Raw genomic sequence first — 19,285 nt, 5'->3', positions numbered from 1 at the left:
GGCCGAAAAAGCGGAAAATACCCCGCAGCTCATAGGCGTAACCCCAGCGGCGTAGACGTAATCGATCGGGCCGTAGCGCTGCTTTTTGCCTTTAAAAGCAGGACAGCTCGTTAACCCTCACCGAACTCTCCAAACGCACCGGCCTGTACAAAAGTACGGTCCTCAGGCTCACCGCCGCACTCTGCCATCATCGCTTGATGATCCGCCTCGAAGACGGCCGCTTCAGCCTGGGATCGGCCACCTTCTCCCTGGGCACCCACTACCTCGCCAACCTCAATCTCAGCGATGTCCTGCTGCCCCTGATGCGCGAATTAAATGAACAGCTCGGTGAAACCGTCTCTTTTCACATCCGCGAAGGAGATCATCGCCTGTGCCTGTTCCGCATCAATTCTCAGTTTTCCGTGCGGGTCAATGTCCAGCAAGGCGACATACAGGCATTGGATCGCGGGGCCGGCGGGCGCGTGCTGCTGGCGTTTTCCGGCGAACCCGGCGAACTCTACGACCGTGTTCGCAACGTTTATACCTACGCCTCGGTGGGGGAAAGGGATGAAGAGACCTCCGGCATATCGGCCCCGGTGTTCGGTTCGGATCAAAAGCTCATCGGCGCGGTAGGCATTGTCGCGCCGGTGAGCCGTTTGGATATGGCGCTGATGACGCAATATCGCCCGGCGCTGCTTGATATCGCGGCCCGTGCCACCGAACGGCTAGGGGGCGACGGCTCGCCCATGCTGGCCGCGATAAATATCCCTTGTTGAAACGTGCTTAGGCGGTGGGAGTTCGATACAGAGCGAAGCGGTATCCACGCCGTTGTTAAGTAAAACGACATAACCTTGGAAAATTGCCCTCGATAGCGGTGAAGCGATGCCTGACTCTGGCACGGCTCTTGAGGCAATAAGGCGGGAATAATGATGTTTCAATGGTTCACATCCCTTAATAAAGTGGAAAAACGCACCTTCTGGGCCTGCTTCAGCGGCTGGGGGCTTGATGCCATGGACACGCAGATGTATGCCCTGTCCATCCCGACGCTCATTGCCTTATGGGGCATGACCAAAGGCCAGGCCGGCATACTGGGCACCACCGTGTTGATCATGGCGGCGCTGGGGGGGTGGGTTGCCGGCATTCTGTCCGATCGCTACGGCCGGGTCAGAATACTGCAGGTAACCATCGCCTGGTTTTCACTGTTCACCTTCCTTTCGGCCTTTACCGACTCGTTCTGGCAGTTGCTGCTGACGCGCAGCCTGCAAGGACTAGGGTTCGGCGGCGAATGGGCGGTGGGGGCGGTGTTGATAAGCGAAACCATCAACCCGCAGGTACGGGGCCGGGTGGTGGGGGCGTTGCAGGCGGGATGGGCCCTCGGCTACGGTATCACCGTGATCCTCGCCACGCTGCTGTTTGACTACTTTCCCGCGGCTATCGTTTGGCGCATCCTGTTTGCTCTGGGCATTCTTCCCGCGCTGCTGGTACTGTGGATTCGGCGCAATATCGAAGAAGCGCCGATTTACAAAAAAGAGCAGGCCGCCGAAAAAGGCCAATCCCGAAATATCTGGGAGGTATTCGCCCCCTCTTTCCGCGGAACGACCTTCAAAGCCATCCTCTTGACCTTCGGGATCTATGGCGGTAATTACGTCATGATCACCTGGCTGCCGGCCTATTTGAAGCTGGTTTTACATCTGTCCATCAACAACGTCGGCGGTTATCTGGCCATTAATATTCTCGGGTCATTCGCCGGCGCCTTCCTGAACGGCTGGATGGCCGACGCCCTTGGGCGGCGCAAAACCTTTATTATCATCGCCTGTCTGCAGGCCATCGCGGTGGGCGTGTATACCATGGCGCCCATCAATCTCACCATCACCCTGCTGCTGGGATTCGTGCTGGGGACCCTGCAATCGGGTACCGCGGCCGGCACCGGCGCGTTCATCGCCGAGCTTTTCCCCACCCGCGTCCGCGGTTCGGCCCAGGGTTTATGCGGCAACGCCGGCCGCGCGCTGGGTGCGGTCATGCCTACCCTGGTGGGGCTGCTGAGCATCAAGATGGATCTTGGGCCGGCCATGGGTATCTGCGCCTGCGCATCTTATGTGATTGTCGTGATCGCCGCCATGCTGCTGCCGGAAACCCGCGGACGCGACCTGAGCAATATCGTGATGGAGAGTGATAAACCTACTGCTATGGAACGTATTCAATGATTATCGATATCCACGGACACTATACCACCGCGCCGGAGGGACTGGAGACATGGCGCAAACGGCAAATTGCCGCCCTCACCGACCCGGCCATCACCATCGATACCGCGGATGTACGGATTTCCGACGACGAAATCATCAATACCATCGAGAGCAACCAACTGCTCAAAATGCGTGAACGGGGTATTGATTTGACCATTTTTTCGCCTCGGGCCAGCTTTATGGCCCATCATATCGGCAATGCCGCCACCAGCGCCGCCTGGGCCTCGGTCTGTAACGAATTATGTTACCGTGTCACGCAGCTTTATCCGGTGCATTTCGCCGGCGCCGCCATGCTGCCGCAGTCCCCCGGCGCCGATACCCGCACCTGCCTTAAGGAAATGGAGCGCTGCATCAGGGATTACGGTTTCGTGGCGGTGAATCTCAGCCCGGATCCCTCCGGCGGCCATTGGACGGCGCCGCCCTTGTCCGATCGCTACTGGTACCCGATTTATGAAAAAATGGTGGAATATGACGTGCCGGCCATGATCCACGTCAGCACCAGCTGCAACCCGGCGTTTCACACCACCGGCGCGCATTATCTGAACGCCGATACCACGGCGTTCATGCAGTGCCTGACCTCGGATCTGTTCACGGATTTTCCCACGCTGCGCTTTATCATTCCCCACGGCGGCGGCGCGGTGCCCTACCACTGGGGCCGCTTTCGCGGGCTGGCGCAGGCCATGCACATCGATGATATCCACAGCAAGCTGCTGAAGAATATTTTCTTCGACACCTGCGTCTATCATCAGCCTGGCATCGATTTGTTGACCCGGGTGATCCCGGTGGAAAATGTACTGTTCGCCTCGGAAATGATCGGCGCGGTGCGGGGCATCGATCCCCTTACCGGTTTTGCCTTTGACGACACCCGGCGCTATATCGACTCGGCGGCGCTCACCGACGCTGAAAAAAAACTCATCTTCGAAAGCAATGCGCGCCGGGTCTATCCCCGGCTGGACTCATTACTGTCGGCCCAGGGCCGATAAGGAAAGACTATGCAAACCCGTGTGAATGCCTTGGGCATCGTTAAACGCACTATTGAACGTACGGATCCTGCGGTAGTTGAACGGCTAAGTCATTTTGGCGTGGCCACCCTGCACGAGGCCATGGGGCGGACCGGGCTGATGCGATCCCATATCCGCCCCGCTTATGCCGGTGCCCGCTTATGCGGCAACGCGGTAACGGTGCTGGCCCAGCCCGGCGATAATCTGATGCTGCACGTGGCGGCGGAACAGATCCGGCAAGGGGATATCGTGGTGGTGGCCTGTACGGTGGAGAATGGAGACGGCATGTTCGGCGAGCTGCTGGCCACCTCTTACCGCGCCCATGGCGCCGGCGGACTGGTGAGCGAAGCCGGTGTCCGCGATGTGGCCGCATTGCGTGAAATGGGCTTTCCGGTATTTTCCCGCGCCATCAGCGCCAAGGGCACCGCCAGGGCGACCCTGGGATCGGTTAACGTGCCGGTTATCTGCGCCGGCGCGCTGGTGAACCCCGGCGATGTGGTAGTGGCCGACGACGACGGCGTGGTGGTGGTGCCGAGGGAAATCGCCGCCCAGACCGCCGATGCGGCGCAAAAACGCGAAGATAACGAACAGGGAAAGCGGGAGCGCTTCGCCAAAGGGGAGCTAGGCCTGGATATGTATCAGATGCGGGAAATGCTGCAACAGGCCGGGCTTAAATACGTCGATTAAGACAATTACCCGCGCGCATCAAAGCCGGCTAAGCCCGCTACCCCCGGGTCAGTCGGCTTAAAAGATATTCATGTCAGCCAAGGGCAGCGCCACAGTTGACTCATTTTTATGCTTCGAGATTTGTAAGTAGGCAGAGTTCGGTATGACTTAAGCCGGTGGCACGTTCCACCGTAGCGCGATCCACACCCATAGCCAGCAAGTTACGGGCGATTTCTTTGTCCCGCTCTCTGCGTCCCTTCTGTTCCAATTGATCTGCAATAGTCATCAGTTCCTCCCTGTAACATGGCGTATTTTTTGTCAGAATACTGAAAAAGACGTTATCGTCAAGGGCATTCCCCTCTTGGGCCAGATAACGCAGCAGCGATTTCACCTGTCCTTTACCGGGTGGCTCCAATTTCATCAACGAGACAATTTTTGGCAGCCTGGTATTGATATCCAGTTCCCGGATATGCTTTTGCAGTACGTATTTTTAAGGCTGATTGCGCGGGGGTTATTTTGCTATTCTGCCGTCTGCCATATAAATAATCCGGTCAGCGGCAGAGAAATACCGATCGTCATGAGAAATGACGATAAGCGTTTTTCCCCTCCGTTTGAGATCGGGCAGCAGTTCAGTGTAAAACACCTGCCGAAACACCGGATCCTGGTCCGCCGCCCATTCATCGAACACGATAACCGGGCGATCCTCGAGATAGGCCTGCAGCAGGGCCAGCCGCTTGCGCTGGCCGGTGGAGAGATCCGTGGTGGAAAAACGCCCGTTTTGAATCCGGACCTTGCGGGCAAGATCCAATCGTTCCAGATAACGCTGGCTCTCCCGTGCCCGAACGGGGTCCACCAGGATTTCGTCAAAAAGATAATAATCGGCGAACACGGTGGTAAACAGCCGGCGATACGCATCCCGGCCGGCCGCGGTTACCGGCTGTCCGTTATACAGGATCCGACCCCGGTCCGGGGCGTACAGCCCCAGCAGAAGCTTAATGAGGGTGGTCTTGCCGGAGCCGTTTTTACCGACGATAAACAGAATCTCGCCGGCGCGGATATCCAGGCTCACCGGTCCGAGGGAGAAACCCGTCCCGCCGTCCGGCAAGAAGGTATAACCCACCTGTTCGAGAGCAAGGCTGTTCATCGATAACACAGGCTCCCCCACCGCCTGCGGCGCCAGGGAGATATCCGGCTCGGGATTACTGAATGCCGCGGACAGCGCCGCCAGTTTTTTCATCGAGACGAAGGCCTGCCCCATGACCGGCAGAGCGCCGGCCAACTGCTCCATCGGGCCTTTTATAAACAACAGGACGATGACCGCGGCGCTGACATCGGCGGAATCAATTCCCAATTGCCGGCGCGCGGTCAGCATGATGCCGATAAAGATAAACAGCAAGGCGGTACTGGCGCCGCTCATCAGCCAGTACCGGCCCATGGCATGGCTTTTCAGCCGGGCGATGGTGTCCACGGCGCCGCCAAGCTTGATGCCGAATACCCGCGCCCGGCGGTCCTGGTTGATGCGTAGCTCTTTTGCGCCTTCGATGATGGCGCGGTACTGCTTTTGCAAATCATCCTGGGCATCCCGCACCCCTTCATAATCCTTCATCCATCCGTGGCGCGAAAACGCGGTCAACAGCATCCCGGCGGCAAGAAAGGCCACGGAGAAAACAAACAGCGTCCGGGACAGCCATAACAGATAGACCAGTCCTCCCAGCGCCATCGCCAGCGCAATGGCATAGGTCGAGAAATTAAAGGTGAAGGCGCTGACGGTATCGATGTCATTATTCAGCGTGGCCAACAGCCGGTGGGAGCGGTAACGCTCGATGGCATCCAGCGGCGCGCGCAGGATGCGCGACGAAATGTCCTTGCGCAGCGAGGCAATGATTTTCTGGCCAACCAGGCTGTTCAGGACGCCGGCGACGGAGGTGCCCGCCACGCTGACGGACAGCAGTCCGGCGAAGTCCAGCCAGAAGCCCGGCGTCAGTTCGCCCCGCTGCAGCGTCTGGTTAATGCGTCCCAACAGGCCGGTGGCGGTCAGCCCGCCCACAATGCCCAGCAGGGTCGCCGTGGCCACCACCGGCCAGAAGGGTTTAAGCAATCGTAATACCTCCGCCATCATATTTGATGGCGGAGCGCCGGTATCGGCTTCCTTCATTTTCAGCTCCTGGTAGATTCTCGGTAATGTGACGATTTCAGCCAAGGCAATCTCTTAATGACGCCCCGCATGCCAAGCTGCAGCCGGGTGAGCCCGTTCCCCGTCAGCGCCGCCGCATCAATAGCCACATCAAATAGGGCGCGCCCAGCAGCGTCGCCACCAGGCCCGCCGGCAGTTCCCTGGGCACCAGCAGGGTGCGTCCCAGCCAGTCGGCCGCCACCAGCATCAGAGCCCCCAGCGGCGGCGCCAGCAGCAGTTGGTGTGTCGGCCGCCGCGCTCCCATCAGCCGGGCAAAATGCGGCGCGGTGAGGCCGATAAACGACACGGGGCCGACAACCAGCGTCGCCGCCGCCGTCAGCAGGGCAATCAATCCCAACACCGCCAATCTGGCCTTGGGCGTCGCTACGCCCAGCGCGGTGGATGTCATTTCGCCAAGGGGTAAAATGGTCAGCCAGCGATGGCAGCACGGCGTCGCCAGGCACAGCAGCAGGCAGAGCAGCAGCGCATTCCGCGCCTCGGCGGGGCCGATGGAATAGGTGGAACCGGCAAGCCAGGCGATAAGCGCGGCGGCGCGATCTCCCCCCCCCGCCACCACCACCGCGACAACGGCCTGCAGCAACGCGCTGACGGCAATGCCCGCCAGCAGGATGCGCTGGGGTGAGAACCGCGTCCGTCGCGCGAAAGAGAGAATGGCCAGCAGCGCCGCCAGGGCGCCGAGGGTGGAGACCGACAGGCGCAGGATAGGCAATGCGTCCCCTTGATACAGCAACAGGGCCACCAGTCCGAGGGCCGCTCCCGCGCTGACCCCCAGCAATTCCGGACTGGCCAGCGCGTTGCCCGTCAGCCGCTGGATTAAGACCCCCGCCACGGCCAGCATCGTGCCTGAGGCCATGGCGGCCACCGCGCGCGGTACGCGCCAGAGGGACACCTGCGGCAGCGCGTGCAAGGCGGTGAAATGCCATCCGCCCGGCGTGCGGCCAAAATCAAGGGAGAGCGCCATCGCCAGCGCCAGCAATAACACCAGCGCCGCAAAGCGGCGATAAATACCCGGATCCCCAGGCCGCTGAAGAGAGGCGCCGACATAAGGGGGTTCCACGCCGGACGCCGCCGGCTGCAAACGCGCCAGCAACAGCAGCATAAGAGGGGCGCCGAACAAGGCGGTGGCGGCGCCGGTGGGAATATCTCCCGTCATGGCTGAAAACCGCTGCACCGTCTGGTCGGTCAGCCAGAGCACCAGCGCGCCGCACAGCGGCGCGGCAATCAGGCGCTGCCTGAGCCGCCGCGCGCCCGCCAGCCGGGCAAGGGCCGGCGCGGACAGCCCGACGAAGCCGATAACGCCCACCGCGCTCACCACGCCGGCGCTGAGCGCCACCGCCAGGGTAAAGCCGGCGATCCTTATGGTTCCCGATCCCAGTCCCAGGCTGCCGGAGTGGCCGTCCCCCAGCGCCAATACCGTCAGCGGCCGCAACAGCAGAAAGGCGAAGCACATTCCGGCCAGAAACTGCAGGCCCAGCACGGCGACATTGCGCCAATCCTGCTGCAGCAGCGATCCGCCGCCCCAGATAAACAGGCTGTGTAGGTAGGGCGTATACAGCAGTTGCAGGGCCATGATGACGGAGCCGCAAAACAGGGTGACCACCAGTCCCGCCACCGATACCGCCGAGGGTTCATACTGCCGTGGCCGGGATAGCGCCAGAACGATAAAAGCCGCCGCCAGGGCGCCGCCCAGGGCCGCCCATTGCGGATGATAGAGCATGACCGCCGGCGCCCACAGGGTAAACAGGGTGAGCGCCAGCTGCGCCCCTGCGCTCACCCCAAGGGTCATGGGTTCCGCCAGCGGGTTTTTCAGCACCTGCTGGAAAAGCGTGCCCGCCAATCCCAGCACCGCGCCGCACAAGACGCTGATAGCCAGCCGCGGCAGCCAGCCGTCAAAAACCATGATATGTCTGATATCCTGCCCCGGCGTTGAAAGAAAGGTCTGCCACCAGCGCGAAACAGGTAGAATCAACGACAGGTTTTCCAGGCTGAGAACCGCGCCGGCGGCGAAGGCCAAAACCATCAGCAACAGCGGCCACGGCCTGGATATCCGGAGGGTACCGGCACGGAAAACGCCGCTCATTTCGCGGTTTCTCCCACGGCACCCGGGCTGTTATCATTCCCTGCGCTTTTAGCGCCGCCCCCAGCCCCCGGGCGAAACGGTCGGCGGAAGGCAGCATGCCAAACCCCAAAACCGGCGCCACCCCATAACCCCGCCGCTGTTTTACCGCCGGCAGCGCCTGCCAAAGCCGGTTGCCTTGCAAACCCGCCGCCACCGGCGCCGGCAACGGGGTGAAATAGACAATGGCCGCTTCCTGCCGCGCCGCCAAGGCCTCCAGTCCGGCGACGCCGATGCCCCAATAGTCCGTCGGGCCGCGCCAGGCGTTCTTGACGCCCAGCGCATCCATGACGTCCTGAAAAAGGCTGCGCTCGCCGTAAATGCCGATATGCAGAGCATCGAAAAATCGAATCAGGTAAATGGGCTCCGACGCCAGGCGCCGTCGAGACGAATCCAGCTCGGCGCCGGCGCGGGCAAGGGTTTGGCGGGTCTGGGCAATCAGTTCGCCGGCCGCCGCTTCCCGCCGGCATAATCGTCCCAGTTCAAGGGTAATCCGCTGCGCATGGGACAATGGCGCGCCCTGGTCGGTATAAACCGCAAAGGCGCGCACCAGGCAGATGCGCTCCAGCATGGCCCGCTGCGCCTCCTGGCTTGAATTGATCAAGATGAAGTCCGGCGCGAGCTGTTGCAGCCACTCGAGGGAGGGCGCGAGGCGCAGCCCCACATCCGCTACTCCTGCGGGTATGGCGGGGATTACCACGTTATCGCGGTAGCCATCGATCTCAGCCACGCCCACCGGCGTTATGCCCAGCGCCAGCACCGTTTCCGCCAGGCCCCAGTCCAATACCGCCAACCGAGGCGCCGGCGACGTGACGTCGCCCGCCGCCTGCACCCCGCCCCAGGCCCGCCGTGGAATGGCCGGCAGCGTCAGCAGCCACAGGGCCAGCGTCTTGATGAATCCGCGCCGCAGCATGGTCTCAGCCCGCCGACGGCTGCAGGCGGCGCGCGCCGCCGCGGGGGAGCATCGCCCTTACCACCGGTAGCGGGCCGTGGCCAGCACTTCCGCGCCGTCGCCGTAGGTACAGGTATTGGCGCTATAGCAGGAAGCGACGTAATGGCGGTCGAACAGATTCATGGCGTTCAGCGATAACAGCCAGTGTTGTCCCGTGTCATAGTGCACGCCTGCGTCGAACAGGGTCACCGAGGGCACGCGGATGGTGTTCGAGGTGTCATAGCTCGCGCTGAGGTAGCGTACCCCGGCGCTGGTGCCGAAGCCCTGCAGAATACCGTTATGGAAGCTGTAATCCAGCCAGGTGGATACCGTATTGCGCGGCATGCCCCATATTCGTTTCCCGGCCAGCGGCGTGCTATCGCCGTCGAGGGTGGTGGCAGAATCGTTGGAGTCGACCGTCACGGCATGAAGATAGGTGTAAGACGCTATCAGCTGCAGGTTGTCGGTGAGTCGGGCATGTTCCTCCAGCTCCAGTCCTTTGGATCTCACCTTGCCGGCCTGGGTGGAAAAACCCGTATGTTCGGCGTCAGCGGTCAGGACATTTTCCTCGGTAAGATCAAAAAGCGAAGCCGTGGTAAAACTCTCGGAGCCCGCCGGCTGGTATTTGACCCCCACTTCATACTGATTGGCGGTGGTGGGTTTCGCCATACCGCCGCCATAAAGCTCGCCCACCTGAGGAGTAAAGGACTTGGCGAAACTGGCATAAGGCGCAATACCGTTGTCAAACAGGTAAACCAGTCCGGTGCGCCAGGTGAAGGCACGGGAAGACTGCGGGGTGGAGGAGGCGGCGACGGGATTGACATCGTCGGCGTCCGCCCAATCTTCACGCCCGCCCAACAGGTAGCGCCAGTTGCCGAAGCTCATCCGATCCTGGCTATAGGCCCCGAGCTGTTTTTGCCGGATAAAATCGTCCGATGACGTGGCCGGGGCGGCGATATCGCCATAATCCGGCGAGAAGACATTCAGCGTCGGCGCGGCCCCCAACCCTACGGTTTCCCGGTATAAAATGCGCTGGAAATCCACGCCGGTAAGCAGGGTATGGGATACCGGACCGGTATCGAAATCCGCCAATACCTGATTGTCGATGGTGAAAACCTTGGCATGCTCATCATTGAAAAACGCATAGCGATTCACCGTATCGTCGGATCCCGCCGCAAAGCCGTTGCTGAATACGTTATCCAAATCATCTTTGACATAGCTGTAGTGGGTATTCTGCCGCAGGGTGAAAACATTATTCAGGCGGTGTTCAAATTCGTAGCCTACCGAATATTGCGTTCTGGAGTGATTATCGAAGCCCGGCGCGCCCATATTGGTATGGGGTGATATCTTGCCGTCGGCGGCGTTGAACAGACTGCCCGCCGCCGGGACGAAATTATAATAGCCGACGTCGGGATCGCGCTGGTATTTGGCCAGTATCGTCAGAGACGTATCGTCATTGGGCCGCCAGGTCACGGCGGGGGCGATATACAGCCGTTTTTGACGGGGATCCTTCACCTGGGTATCGCTGTCCAGTCCCGTGCCGGTGAGCCGATAAAGCAGCCTGCCGTCATCGGTGAGTTTTCCCCCCAGATCAAAACCGGCCTGGTAGCGATTGTGGCTGCCGATGGTGGTAAAAACCTCATGTACCGGCGTTGCGGTGGGACGCTTGCTCACCAGATTCGCCACGCCGCCGGGATTCACCTGTCCGTAAAGAACGGAAGCCGGTCCGTGCAGGATTTCGATACGTTCCAGCCCGTAGGGATCAAAATTGGCAATGGCATAGCCGAAACTGGTGTCGCTGGGCATTCTCGAACCATCGAGGAATTGTTCCAGATAAAAGCCCCGGCTAAACAGGTAAGGCGCGCCGGCGGTGGAATCCCCGCGGATTTCGGATCGCACCCCCGCGGTATAACGCAGCGCCTGGGCGACGGTCTGGGCGTTTTGCGCCGTCATCTGTTCCTTGTTCACCACCGAGACGGATTGCGGGATTTCAAGGAGGGGAGTATCGGTCTTGGTGGCGCCTGTCGCCGATTTCGCCACCGGTATTGACGTACCGTCAGGTTTACCGGTCACGACCATCACGCTGGTTGTATTGCCGTCGCCGCCGGTCTGGTCGGCGCCGAATGCCGGTGCGCCGGCCAGCACCAGGGCCAGTGCGCTTAATTTAAATCCTACCGTCCATTGCCGCCGGGGCCGGAACACCCCGGATTGCCTTGATGTTAACTTACTCATGCCTTCAACCCTGCCTGATTCCTGCCTGTTTAAGAAAAGAATGCTCACCGGCGTACAGACTCTGCGGCCCGTTGTCACAGCCTAGACTTGAAGGCGAATGATAATGATTTTTCTTCTTATTGAAAGGTGAAGGTTGTCCGTTGTAAGGTGTGTTCCGGCGCCACCCTTTTTTCAGGACGAAAGTTGTCCTAAAACCTGCGCCGCCGGACAAAAATTTCAGGCATTATTCAGCGGATTATTCCAGGAGCGCTCTTGAAGGGGCTTTCCGGCGCCGGGGCGGCGGTGTGAAACAACCCCGCCGCCGGCCGGTACCGGAGAGGATGTGATGAATCAGCAGCAAAATACCGTTAAGGATAAATATCCCCGATCATGAAGAACAACGCGAGCCTTGCAGAGGCGGGGTTACCCGCTGTTCGCCTGTCCGTCCCCGCGGCCTCCGCCGGGGAGTGCGTTTCGTTTATATCCTATCGCTACGCGCATTTGCAATCCGAAGTATGGCATTCCCATAAAACGGCCCAGCTCACTTACGCCAGCCGGGGCTCGATCAAAATTCACACCGCCACCGGCATATGGACGCTGCCTCCCTATCGGGGGCTGTGGATCCCCTCGGAATTGCCGCACCAGATCCATGCGCTGGGCGATGCCGTAACCCACAATCTCTATTTACCGGAAAATCCCGGCCACAAGCAGGTGGACGATTATTGCGTCATTCTCATCTCGAAGATGGTGCACTATCTCATTGAGGCGCTGACGCCCCCCGACGAACCGGGGGAAATCAATTATCAGCGCCACCGGCTGATGCTGCCGCTGCTGTTTCATGAACTCAGCGCCGCCGCGCCGGCCACGGCGGGTTTCCTCCCCTTTCCCCGCGAGCGCCGTTTGTGCGCCGTTACCCGGATATTAACGGCGGACCTGGGTAACGAGGATACGCTGGACCAGCTAAGCGCCGGGGTCGGCGCTACGCCGCGCACGCTGTCCCGGCTATTTCGCCATGATACCGGCCTGACGTTTTCCCAATGGCGGCAACAGCTCAAAATCATGGAGTCCATCAGTCTGATGGCGCAGGGCCGCACCATCGAGGAGATAGCCCAGCGGCTGGGCTATTTCAACGGCAGCGCCTTTATCGCCATGTTCAGGCGAACCCTGGGGGAAACGCCGCAAAGGTATTTCAACACCTTTGAGGAATAATCGCGGCATCGCCATGATGCCGGTTATTCTCCTTAACACGCCAGCGGCTGATTATCGCTCTGGGTTATTTCAGGTTTGCCGACGCCGGGCGCGCCGGCGGTGCTGCGCCATACAGAAATAGATTCACCGCGCAGCGGGTCATCTCATGGATTCTGGCAAGGCTGACCGGCTGGGACTGACGCTGATAGATGCGGACTTCGGTCTCGGCGGTCAACAGCGCCAGAAACTGCAATGCCCGGATGTAGGGATCGCCCACCCGCAGCTCCTCACGATCCATGGCGCCGGCCAGCAATGCCGATAATTTTTCAATGCTTGCCCTGGGACCGGACTCATAAAACAGCGTCCCGATATCGGAATGCCCAGCCTCTCCCACTACCATGCGATAAACGGATAACGCACTGTTGTCGTTTACCAATACCTTCAACATCCGCTTTCCGAAACGCATCAATTTGTCTTCCAGCGTTTCCGTCTTATCGTCGTAAGCCGTCAACTCTTCCGCCGCCTCGGTCAGGTGCTGAGTGGCGTAGGCATGGATAACGGCAGTGAACAGCTCCTCTTTGGACGAAAAATAGCTGTACAGGGTGGCTTTGGAGCCGCCCAGGCGTTTGGACAATTCATTCATCGACGCGCGTTCATAGCCCATTTCCTGAAAGAGCCGGGCGGCAGCCTCAACAATGGACTCGCGGCGGGCCCGTGGTTGAACCCTCTTGGTTTCTCTTGCGACACTAATAAACTCAAGCGCACACTTTCTTGTCAAACAAATCCATATCAATGCAAAACTAAACCGTACAGTTTGGTTCATTAATAAAAAATATCCATCATTGTCTTCTTTCATAATAGGGCCGTTCAAATGCAAACAACCTTCAGGAAATCTCGACCCGCGCTTCTTATTCTGTTCATCGCCTTGGCGGCGTGTTCATCAACGCCCCCCGCCCGCTATCAAAATCTTGACTCATCTTCCCGGTTAAGACCCAACACCGATGAGGCATCGGATCGCATTCCCTACCGTTACGCGGAGCCGGTGGACTGGAAAAAATACACCAGCATCATTATTGAACCCGTTGCCCTCTATCAGGGTCCGGACAACCAGTTTGGCGATATGGACCAGTCAGACCGGCAAGCGCTGGTCCACTACATGCAAAATCAGTTCAGTGAAAAACTGCGGGCCCGTTTCAGGGAAGTCACCATCCCCTCTTTGGATACCCTGCGGGTAAAACTGACGCTGACCGGCGCCAAGACCACCACGCCGGTGATCGGTACCTTTACCAAGTTCGATTTGGCCGGCGGCCCCTATAACATCGTTCAGTCCATCCGCGGCAAGGAGGGGTTGATGAACGGCTCCGTGAACTACGCCGTGGAAATTTCGGATGCTTCAACCCGCCGCCTGCTTAACGCCTATGTCGCCAAACAGTATCCCAATGCCCTCAACGTCGGCGCCAGCGTCGGTTCACTGAGCGCCGCGAAGGTGGGCATTGACAAAGGCGCGGATGAACTTGCGGACATGCTCAAATAAAACCGGATGTTAACCCGGTGCCGCCCTGTTCCGGTCAGCCTGCATTCATCCGCTTTTCTCCTTGAGCCAGATTCTTTTCGTTTTGGCGGAATCGATGGTGGGCGCATCGCCAAACAGCCGTTTGAATTCCCGGCTGAACTGGGAATTGCTGCTGTAACCGACGATGCTGGCGGCCCGGGAGGCGGTCATATTATCATGCAGCATCATCAGGCGCGCTTTATGCAGGCGGATCTCCTTAAGATATTGCAGCGGCGTGGAATGGGTAATGGCCTTGAAATGGGAATGAAAAGCCGACACGCTCATTCCGCTCTCTTTAGCCAGGTCGGCCATATCGAAATTATTCGCGTAATGGGCGTGCATCTGGCTTAATACCTTGGCTATCTGGCCATGCCTTCCTTTATTCAGGGCCAAAATTTGAGATTATCGCCGCTTTTTCCATTAGAATGTTATACAGAAACTCCCGCAGGATATTTTGCGACAGTATTCTGGCCGGTTCATTATGTTCAAGGCTTTCCACCAATCTTACCAGTATGCCTGACTGATGCATGGTTAGGGATTGGGTTGAAATGAATTCGATATCCTCGCCGCTTAAGGAAGGATTATCCATCTGTAATAATATTTCCGTAATGAGCGTGGGGTCACCTTGATATGGATGCCAATCAGCGGCTCATCCGGCGAGCCTATCGTCTCGCATTCAAACGGCATTGGAATGGTTAGGGTAAGATATTCATTTTGTCATAAATAAAAAGCCGTTCACCCATGGTGCCGATCTTTTTTCCCTGCAGAATGATAACAATGGATGGCTCATACATTACCGCGCTGCGCGGAATATGCTTTGAGGAGCGTATAAAATTAATTTCAGGCATTCGGGTGGTGAATACGCCGTCCCCGGAAATCAGCCGATTAATAATGCCTATCATTTTTTTATTTCGTTTATCAATGACGCTCATTAATTCCGACATGTCTGCACTCACTTTCAGATTAAATGAATATACCCGTCATCCGGGTATACCGAGCTAACACATCATTATTTTCATTCATATTTCCTTAATATATTTTTCCCTTTTGATAAGTCATTATAGTTGATACGAAGCGCATTTCACACCCGCGGCACGGACAGGCTGTGGGCCCGGCGTGGGGCGAGGCCTGCCGCGCCGGGGAAGCAAAAAAACAAAAATCAGGCAAGACAATTGCAAGAACAGGCAACCCGGCCGGTGAATTCTGCATATACACTTAGGATCTCAGCACGGCGTTACTTGTCACCATCCGTTGTTTCCCTTCGTTTTAAGCATTGCGGCAATCATTCAAGTTTATCCTGACTGGAAGACCATCATGGCTAAAAACATCCCGTTGCATCTCAATGTAAATAATAGAGATTTTGACGTCACGCTGGATCCCCGCGTGACGCTGCTTGACGTACTGAGAGAGCATCTGGCGCTGACGGGCACCAAGAAAGGCTGCGATCAAGGGCAATGCGGAGCCTGTACGGTGCATCTTGACGGGGAGCGGGTATTAAGCTGCCTTACCCTGGCGGCGCAGGCGCATAACCGGCGGGTCACCACCATCGAAGGCGTGGCCAAGAGCGACGGCACGCTGCATCCGGTTCAGGCCAGCTTTTTGAAACACGATGCCTTCCAGTGCGGATACTGCACCCCCGGACAAATCATGTCGGCCATTGCCTGCATCAAAGAGGGCCACACCGGTTCCGATGGGGAAATCCGCGAATACATGAGCGGCAATATTTGCCGCTGCGGGGCATATCCCCATATCGTCGATGCCGTTAAAGAGGCGGCAGAGGACATCAAGCGGGAGTCGGTATGAATGAATTCAATTATCATCGGGCGCTGAATATTGATGATGCCATCGCACAGGCGGGCGGCGTCAACAGCCGATTCATCGCCGGCGGCACCACGCAGCTCGATCTGATGAAGTGCGGTGTGGAAGCCCCGGAAAATCTCATTGATATCAAACATCTTTCCGGACTGAATGACATTACCTTCAGCGCCGATACCCTGCGCATCGGCGCACTGGCGCATATGAGCGAGGTGGCGGCCGATGCCCGCTGCCGCAGCCAGGCGCCGGTGATTTATGAGAGCCTGTGGCAGGCGGCCTCGCCGCAGATACGCAACATGGCTACCATCGGCGGCAATTTGCGCCAACGCACCCGCTGCGTCTATTTCCGTGACCCCGGCGCCTTCAGCGCCTGTAATAAACGCCGCCCCGGATCCGGCTGTTCGGCGCTGCACGGCATCAACCGCAATTATGCTGTCCTGGGGGTGAGCGAGAGCTGTGTCGCTCTCTACCCCGGCGATCTTGCCGTGGCGCTGACGGCGTTTGACGCACGGGTGATTTTGCGCAATGCCGCGGGGCAGGAACGGCGCATTCCCATCGACAGTTTTTATCTGCTGCCGGGCAATACGCCGGATAAAGAGCACGATATCGCCGCCGACGAGATGATTATCGCCGTTGAAGTGCCCATCGTGCCGGCGCTGCGGCGCTCCCATTATCTGAAAGTGCGCGATCGCACCTCCTACGAATTTGCCGCCGCCAGCGCGGCGGTGGGTCTGGATCTGGACGGAACGGTGATTCGCGATATCCATATCGCCATGGGAGGCGTCGCCACCAAACCCTGGCGCGCGCACGCCGTGGAGGCGGCATTACGGGGCAAACCCTTTAATGAAGATGAAATAAGACGGGCGGCGGCGCTGATTACCGCCGATGCCCGGCCGCTGGAACATAACCGTTTTAAAATCGTCCTGGCCCCGCGCGTCATTACCCGCGCCCTGTTAACCGCAGGCCAGCCCAGCACGGGAGAAAAGTCATGAGCCAACAGCCCACAAACCCCATGCGCCGTCATCTGCTGAAGGCCACCGCGGTAATATCCGCCGCCGGCGGCATAGGCCTGCGGCTTGGCAGCGCACAGGGGGCGGAGCAGGCTTCGGCAACCGACAGCGCCGCCGAACAAAAGTACCAAGGCGTTGGCGTTGCCCGTTCCCGGGGCGACGGCCGGCTTAAGATATGCGGCGAGGCCACCTATGCCGTTGAGCACCAGCCCGAGGACGTCGTGTACGGGGTGGTGATTCAGTCCACTATCGCCAGCGGGCGCATTACCCGCATGAATGCGGATAATGCGCGGCGGTCCACGGGTGTGCTGGCGGTTTACACCCACCAAAGCGGATTGAAAATCAACAAGCCGACGCCCATTGCCAAAGGCGGCGCGGCCCAATCCACCTACACGCCCATTCAGGATGATATCATCATCCACAACGGACAAAATATCGGCATCGTGGTGGCGCAGACCTTTGAGCAGGCCACCTATGCGGCGTCGCTGGTGGAGATCGACTATGAGGAGACCCCGGCCATTGTGTTTGCCGACGATGCCCGCGCCGCACCGAAGAATCTCGACCCGCTGAATATCGATGTGGGCAATGCCCGGCAGGCCATGGACAGCGCGGCGGTACGCATCCGCGGCACCTATACCACTCCCCGTGAATACAATATGCCCATGGAACCCCATGCCTGCGTGGTACAGTGGCAGGGAGAGCGCCTCACCGTGTGGGAACCCAGCCAGTGGGTGGCCGGGGCAAAACCGAAATCGCCCAGTGGATGGGTATGGACAAGGCTGATGTCCATATCATTTCGCCCTATGTGGGGGGCGGTTTCGGCTCCAAACCGGTGCCCTATACCCACGTTGCCCTCGCCTGCGCGGCGGCCCGCGAGCTTAAGCGACCCATCAAGGTCTCCCTCACCCGGCCGCAGGTATTTACCGGTCTGGGCGGACGGCCGGCCACGTCGCAAACCCTGGAAATGGGCGCGACCCGGGACGGTAAAATCCTGTCTGTCATCCACGACAGCTTCAATGAAACCTCGCTGCACGATGTGCACATCGAGGCCTGCAACAGGGTCACCGCGCTGATGTACGCCATACCCAATGTCCATTCCCGCCACCGGGTCGTGCCACTGAATACCGTGACGCCAGGCTGGATGCGCGCGCCGGGGGAGAATCCCAGCGCCTTCGGCCTGGAGACGGCGATGGACGAAATGGCCTATGCCCTGAGTATCGATCCGCTGGAACTGCGGTTGCGCAACTGGCCCGATCACGACTTCAAGTCGAATCTTCCCTGGAGCACCCATCATCTGCGCGACGCCTGGCTGGCGGGAGCAAAAGCCTTCGGCTGGGAAAAACGCACCCCTGCCCCGCGATCCATGCGTGACGGACATGAGCTTATCGGCTGGGGGATGGCGTCTGGCACCTATCCGGTGAACCGTATACCGGCGGAGGCGAAGCTTATCCTGCGCCAGGACGGGCAGCTGATTGTGCAAAGCGCCGGCGCGGATATCGGTACCGGCACCTATACCATACTGGCCCAGGCGGCGGCGGAGGTGCTGCAGATGCCGTCCGAGACCATCATCGTACAGCTTGGGGATACGCAGCTACCCCTGGCGGGAGTGGCGGGCGGCTCACAGCTGGCGGGCAATCTGATGGGCGCGGTAAGCAAAGCCGCCAATATGATGCGTGAACGGTTAATTACCCTGGCGGTGGAGCAGCCGGCCTCGCCGCTGCATCAAATGGACAAAAACCACCTGACGGTGGCGGACGGCGAGGTCCGTCCGGCCATGCGCCCAGGACGGGGGATTGCCCTGGGGGAATTACTGCGGTCGGCCCATATGGACAGCATGGAGGTGATGGCGGATACCTTTAAAGAGGGAACGTCGGCGCAAGAGCGCGAGGCTATCGTCAGCTCGCTGGGACAATCGACGCATTCCGTCGTCCCCGGCGTCTCCGCCCACAGCTGGAGCGCGCAGTTTGTGGAGGTGCGGGTGGATGAGGATTTCGGCACCGTCCGGGTCAAACGCATGGTGGCGGCGATGGACAGCGGCCGGCTCTACAACCCGAAGCTGGCGCGCAGCCAGTGGATTGGCGGCATGGTAATGGGATTGGGGCAGGCCCTGCTTGAGGAAGGCGTTATCGATCCGCGCCATGGCCGGGTCATCAATAACAACCTGGCGGATTACCTGGTGGCGATTAACGCCGACGTGCCGGACATCATTACCATTGATGTAGGAGAGCCCGATTACCGGGCCACGGCGCTGGGGGGCAAGGCGGTGGGCGAATTGGGTATCGTCGGCGTGGCGGCGGCCATCGGCAATGCCGTCTATCATGCCACCGGCAAACGGGTCCGGGATTTGCCCATCACCATGGATAAACTGATTTAACGGCA

General features: G+C 59.3%; 18 protein-coding genes and 1 pseudogene. 10 read left to right on the top strand and 9 right to left on the bottom strand.

Annotated features, from left to right (window positions below):
• Positions 1 to 197 precede the first annotated feature (197 nt).
• From GTU79_RS12825 to GTU79_RS12810, 4 genes are all read left to right on the top strand, one after another.
• Positions 198 to 755 carry an IclR family transcriptional regulator gene (locus GTU79_RS12825; RefSeq protein WP_214514011.1) on the top strand — a complete coding sequence of 186 codons (558 nt, stop codon included), beginning with the start codon at positions 198 to 200 and terminating at the stop codon, positions 753 to 755.
• A 150-nt stretch (positions 756 to 905) separates the two neighbouring features.
• Complete coding sequence (locus tag GTU79_RS12820) at positions 906 to 2,183, top strand: MFS transporter (protein WP_203521633.1); 1,278 nt, start codon at positions 906 to 908, stop codon at positions 2,181 to 2,183.
• Entirely contained in the window at positions 2,180 to 3,205 is a 1,026-nt protein-coding gene (locus tag GTU79_RS12815; RefSeq protein WP_203521634.1) for an amidohydrolase family protein, read from the top strand. The genes GTU79_RS12820 and GTU79_RS12815 overlap by 4 nt, the downstream gene beginning before the upstream one ends.
• A gap of 9 nt (positions 3,206 to 3,214) precedes the next feature.
• Positions 3,215 to 3,910, top strand: coding sequence for a 4-carboxy-4-hydroxy-2-oxoadipate aldolase/oxaloacetate decarboxylase (locus GTU79_RS12810; RefSeq protein ID WP_203521635.1), 696 nt, complete (start codon positions 3,215 to 3,217; stop codon positions 3,908 to 3,910).
• Positions 3,911 to 4,016: 106 nt separating this feature from the next.
• Here GTU79_RS12810 and GTU79_RS12805 read toward each other — a convergent pair whose 3' ends face one another.
• The 5 genes from GTU79_RS12805 to GTU79_RS12785 all read right to left on the bottom strand — a co-directional run bounded on the left by GTU79_RS12805 (position 4,017) and on the right by GTU79_RS12785 (position 11,362).
• Positions 4,017 to 4,280 (bottom strand): hypothetical protein, encoded by a 264-nt coding sequence (locus GTU79_RS12805; RefSeq protein ID WP_203521636.1) that lies wholly within the window; start codon positions 4,278 to 4,280, stop codon positions 4,017 to 4,019.
• A 120-nt stretch (positions 4,281 to 4,400) separates the two neighbouring features.
• Positions 4,401 to 6,044: a cyclic peptide export ABC transporter gene (locus tag GTU79_RS12800; protein ID WP_203521637.1), complete on the bottom strand. Its 1,644-nt coding sequence runs from the start codon at positions 6,042 to 6,044 to the stop codon at positions 4,401 to 4,403.
• A gap of 103 nt (positions 6,045 to 6,147) precedes the next feature.
• Positions 6,148 to 8,067, bottom strand: a complete 1,920-nt coding sequence (gene fhuB, locus GTU79_RS12795) for a Fe(3+)-hydroxamate ABC transporter permease FhuB (RefSeq protein WP_253073653.1) — start codon at positions 8,065 to 8,067, stop codon at positions 6,148 to 6,150.
• Positions 7,973 to 9,112, bottom strand: a complete 1,140-nt coding sequence (locus tag GTU79_RS12790; RefSeq protein ID WP_253073573.1) for an ABC transporter substrate-binding protein — start codon at positions 9,110 to 9,112, stop codon at positions 7,973 to 7,975. The genes fhuB and GTU79_RS12790 overlap by 95 nt, the downstream gene beginning before the upstream one ends.
• Before the next feature lie 57 nt (positions 9,113 to 9,169).
• Positions 9,170 to 11,362: a TonB-dependent siderophore receptor gene (locus GTU79_RS12785; protein ID WP_253073572.1), complete on the bottom strand. Its 2,193-nt coding sequence runs from the start codon at positions 11,360 to 11,362 to the stop codon at positions 9,170 to 9,172.
• Between the two features lie 369 nt (positions 11,363 to 11,731).
• On the opposite strand from GTU79_RS12785, the gene GTU79_RS12780 reads away from it, so the two are divergent.
• Positions 11,732 to 12,550, top strand: a complete 819-nt coding sequence (locus tag GTU79_RS12780; RefSeq protein WP_203521640.1) for an AraC family transcriptional regulator — start codon at positions 11,732 to 11,734, stop codon at positions 12,548 to 12,550.
• Between the two features lie 64 nt (positions 12,551 to 12,614).
• Here the strand turns inward: GTU79_RS12780 and GTU79_RS12775 are convergent, their stop codons facing one another.
• On the bottom strand, positions 12,615 to 13,193 hold the full coding sequence (locus GTU79_RS12775) for a TetR/AcrR family transcriptional regulator (RefSeq protein WP_275956930.1): 579 nt from the start codon (positions 13,191 to 13,193) through the stop codon (positions 12,615 to 12,617).
• Between the two features lie 207 nt (positions 13,194 to 13,400).
• Between GTU79_RS12775 and GTU79_RS12770 the strand changes: the two genes are divergently transcribed.
• Positions 13,401 to 14,063 carry a DUF3313 domain-containing protein gene (locus GTU79_RS12770; protein ID WP_203521642.1) on the top strand — a complete coding sequence of 221 codons (663 nt, stop codon included), beginning with the start codon at positions 13,401 to 13,403 and terminating at the stop codon, positions 14,061 to 14,063.
• A gap of 45 nt (positions 14,064 to 14,108) precedes the next feature.
• Here the strand turns inward: GTU79_RS12770 and GTU79_RS12765 are convergent, their stop codons facing one another.
• The 3 genes from GTU79_RS12765 to GTU79_RS31370 form a co-directional block, all read right to left on the bottom strand.
• Positions 14,109 to 14,423 (bottom strand): helix-turn-helix transcriptional regulator, encoded by a 315-nt coding sequence (locus GTU79_RS12765; RefSeq protein ID WP_214514009.1) that lies wholly within the window; start codon positions 14,421 to 14,423, stop codon positions 14,109 to 14,111.
• 37 nt (positions 14,424 to 14,460) lie between these two features.
• Positions 14,461 to 14,670, bottom strand: a complete 210-nt coding sequence (locus GTU79_RS12760; RefSeq protein WP_214514008.1) for an AraC family transcriptional regulator N-terminal domain-containing protein — start codon at positions 14,668 to 14,670, stop codon at positions 14,461 to 14,463.
• A gap of 106 nt (positions 14,671 to 14,776) precedes the next feature.
• Positions 14,777 to 14,929 carry an AraC family transcriptional regulator N-terminal domain-containing protein gene (locus tag GTU79_RS31370; protein ID WP_420854179.1) on the bottom strand — a complete coding sequence of 51 codons (153 nt, stop codon included), beginning with the start codon at positions 14,927 to 14,929 and terminating at the stop codon, positions 14,777 to 14,779.
• 466 nt (positions 14,930 to 15,395) lie between these two features.
• Here GTU79_RS31370 and GTU79_RS12750 point away from each other — a divergent pair, with 466 nt between their 5' ends.
• The 4 genes and pseudogenes from GTU79_RS12750 (at position 15,396) to GTU79_RS12740 (ending at position 19,280) form a co-directional block, all read left to right on the top strand.
• Positions 15,396 to 15,884 carry a (2Fe-2S)-binding protein gene (locus GTU79_RS12750; RefSeq protein ID WP_203521644.1) on the top strand — a complete coding sequence of 163 codons (489 nt, stop codon included), beginning with the start codon at positions 15,396 to 15,398 and terminating at the stop codon, positions 15,882 to 15,884.
• Entirely contained in the window at positions 15,881 to 16,888 is a 1,008-nt protein-coding gene (locus GTU79_RS12745; protein WP_203521645.1) for an FAD binding domain-containing protein, read from the top strand. Before GTU79_RS12750 ends, GTU79_RS12745 begins: the two co-directional genes overlap by 4 nt.
• Positions 16,885 to 17,583, top strand: a pseudogene (locus tag GTU79_RS30295) (xanthine dehydrogenase family protein molybdopterin-binding subunit); the annotation flags it as partial. The gene GTU79_RS12745 and the pseudogene GTU79_RS30295, both read left to right, overlap by 4 nt.
• A gap of 92 nt (positions 17,584 to 17,675) precedes the next feature.
• On the top strand, positions 17,676 to 19,280 hold the full coding sequence (locus GTU79_RS12740; protein WP_253073571.1) for a xanthine dehydrogenase family protein molybdopterin-binding subunit: 1,605 nt from the start codon (positions 17,676 to 17,678) through the stop codon (positions 19,278 to 19,280).
• Positions 19,281 to 19,285: the final 5 nt, after the last annotated feature.

It is taken from the genome of Sodalis ligni, from assembly GCF_016865525.2.
Classification (GTDB): Bacteria; Pseudomonadota; Gammaproteobacteria; order Enterobacterales; family Enterobacteriaceae; genus Acerihabitans; species Acerihabitans ligni.
Note: the sequence above shows the minus strand (reverse complement) of the source record. Positions and strands in the feature narration are given on the sequence as shown.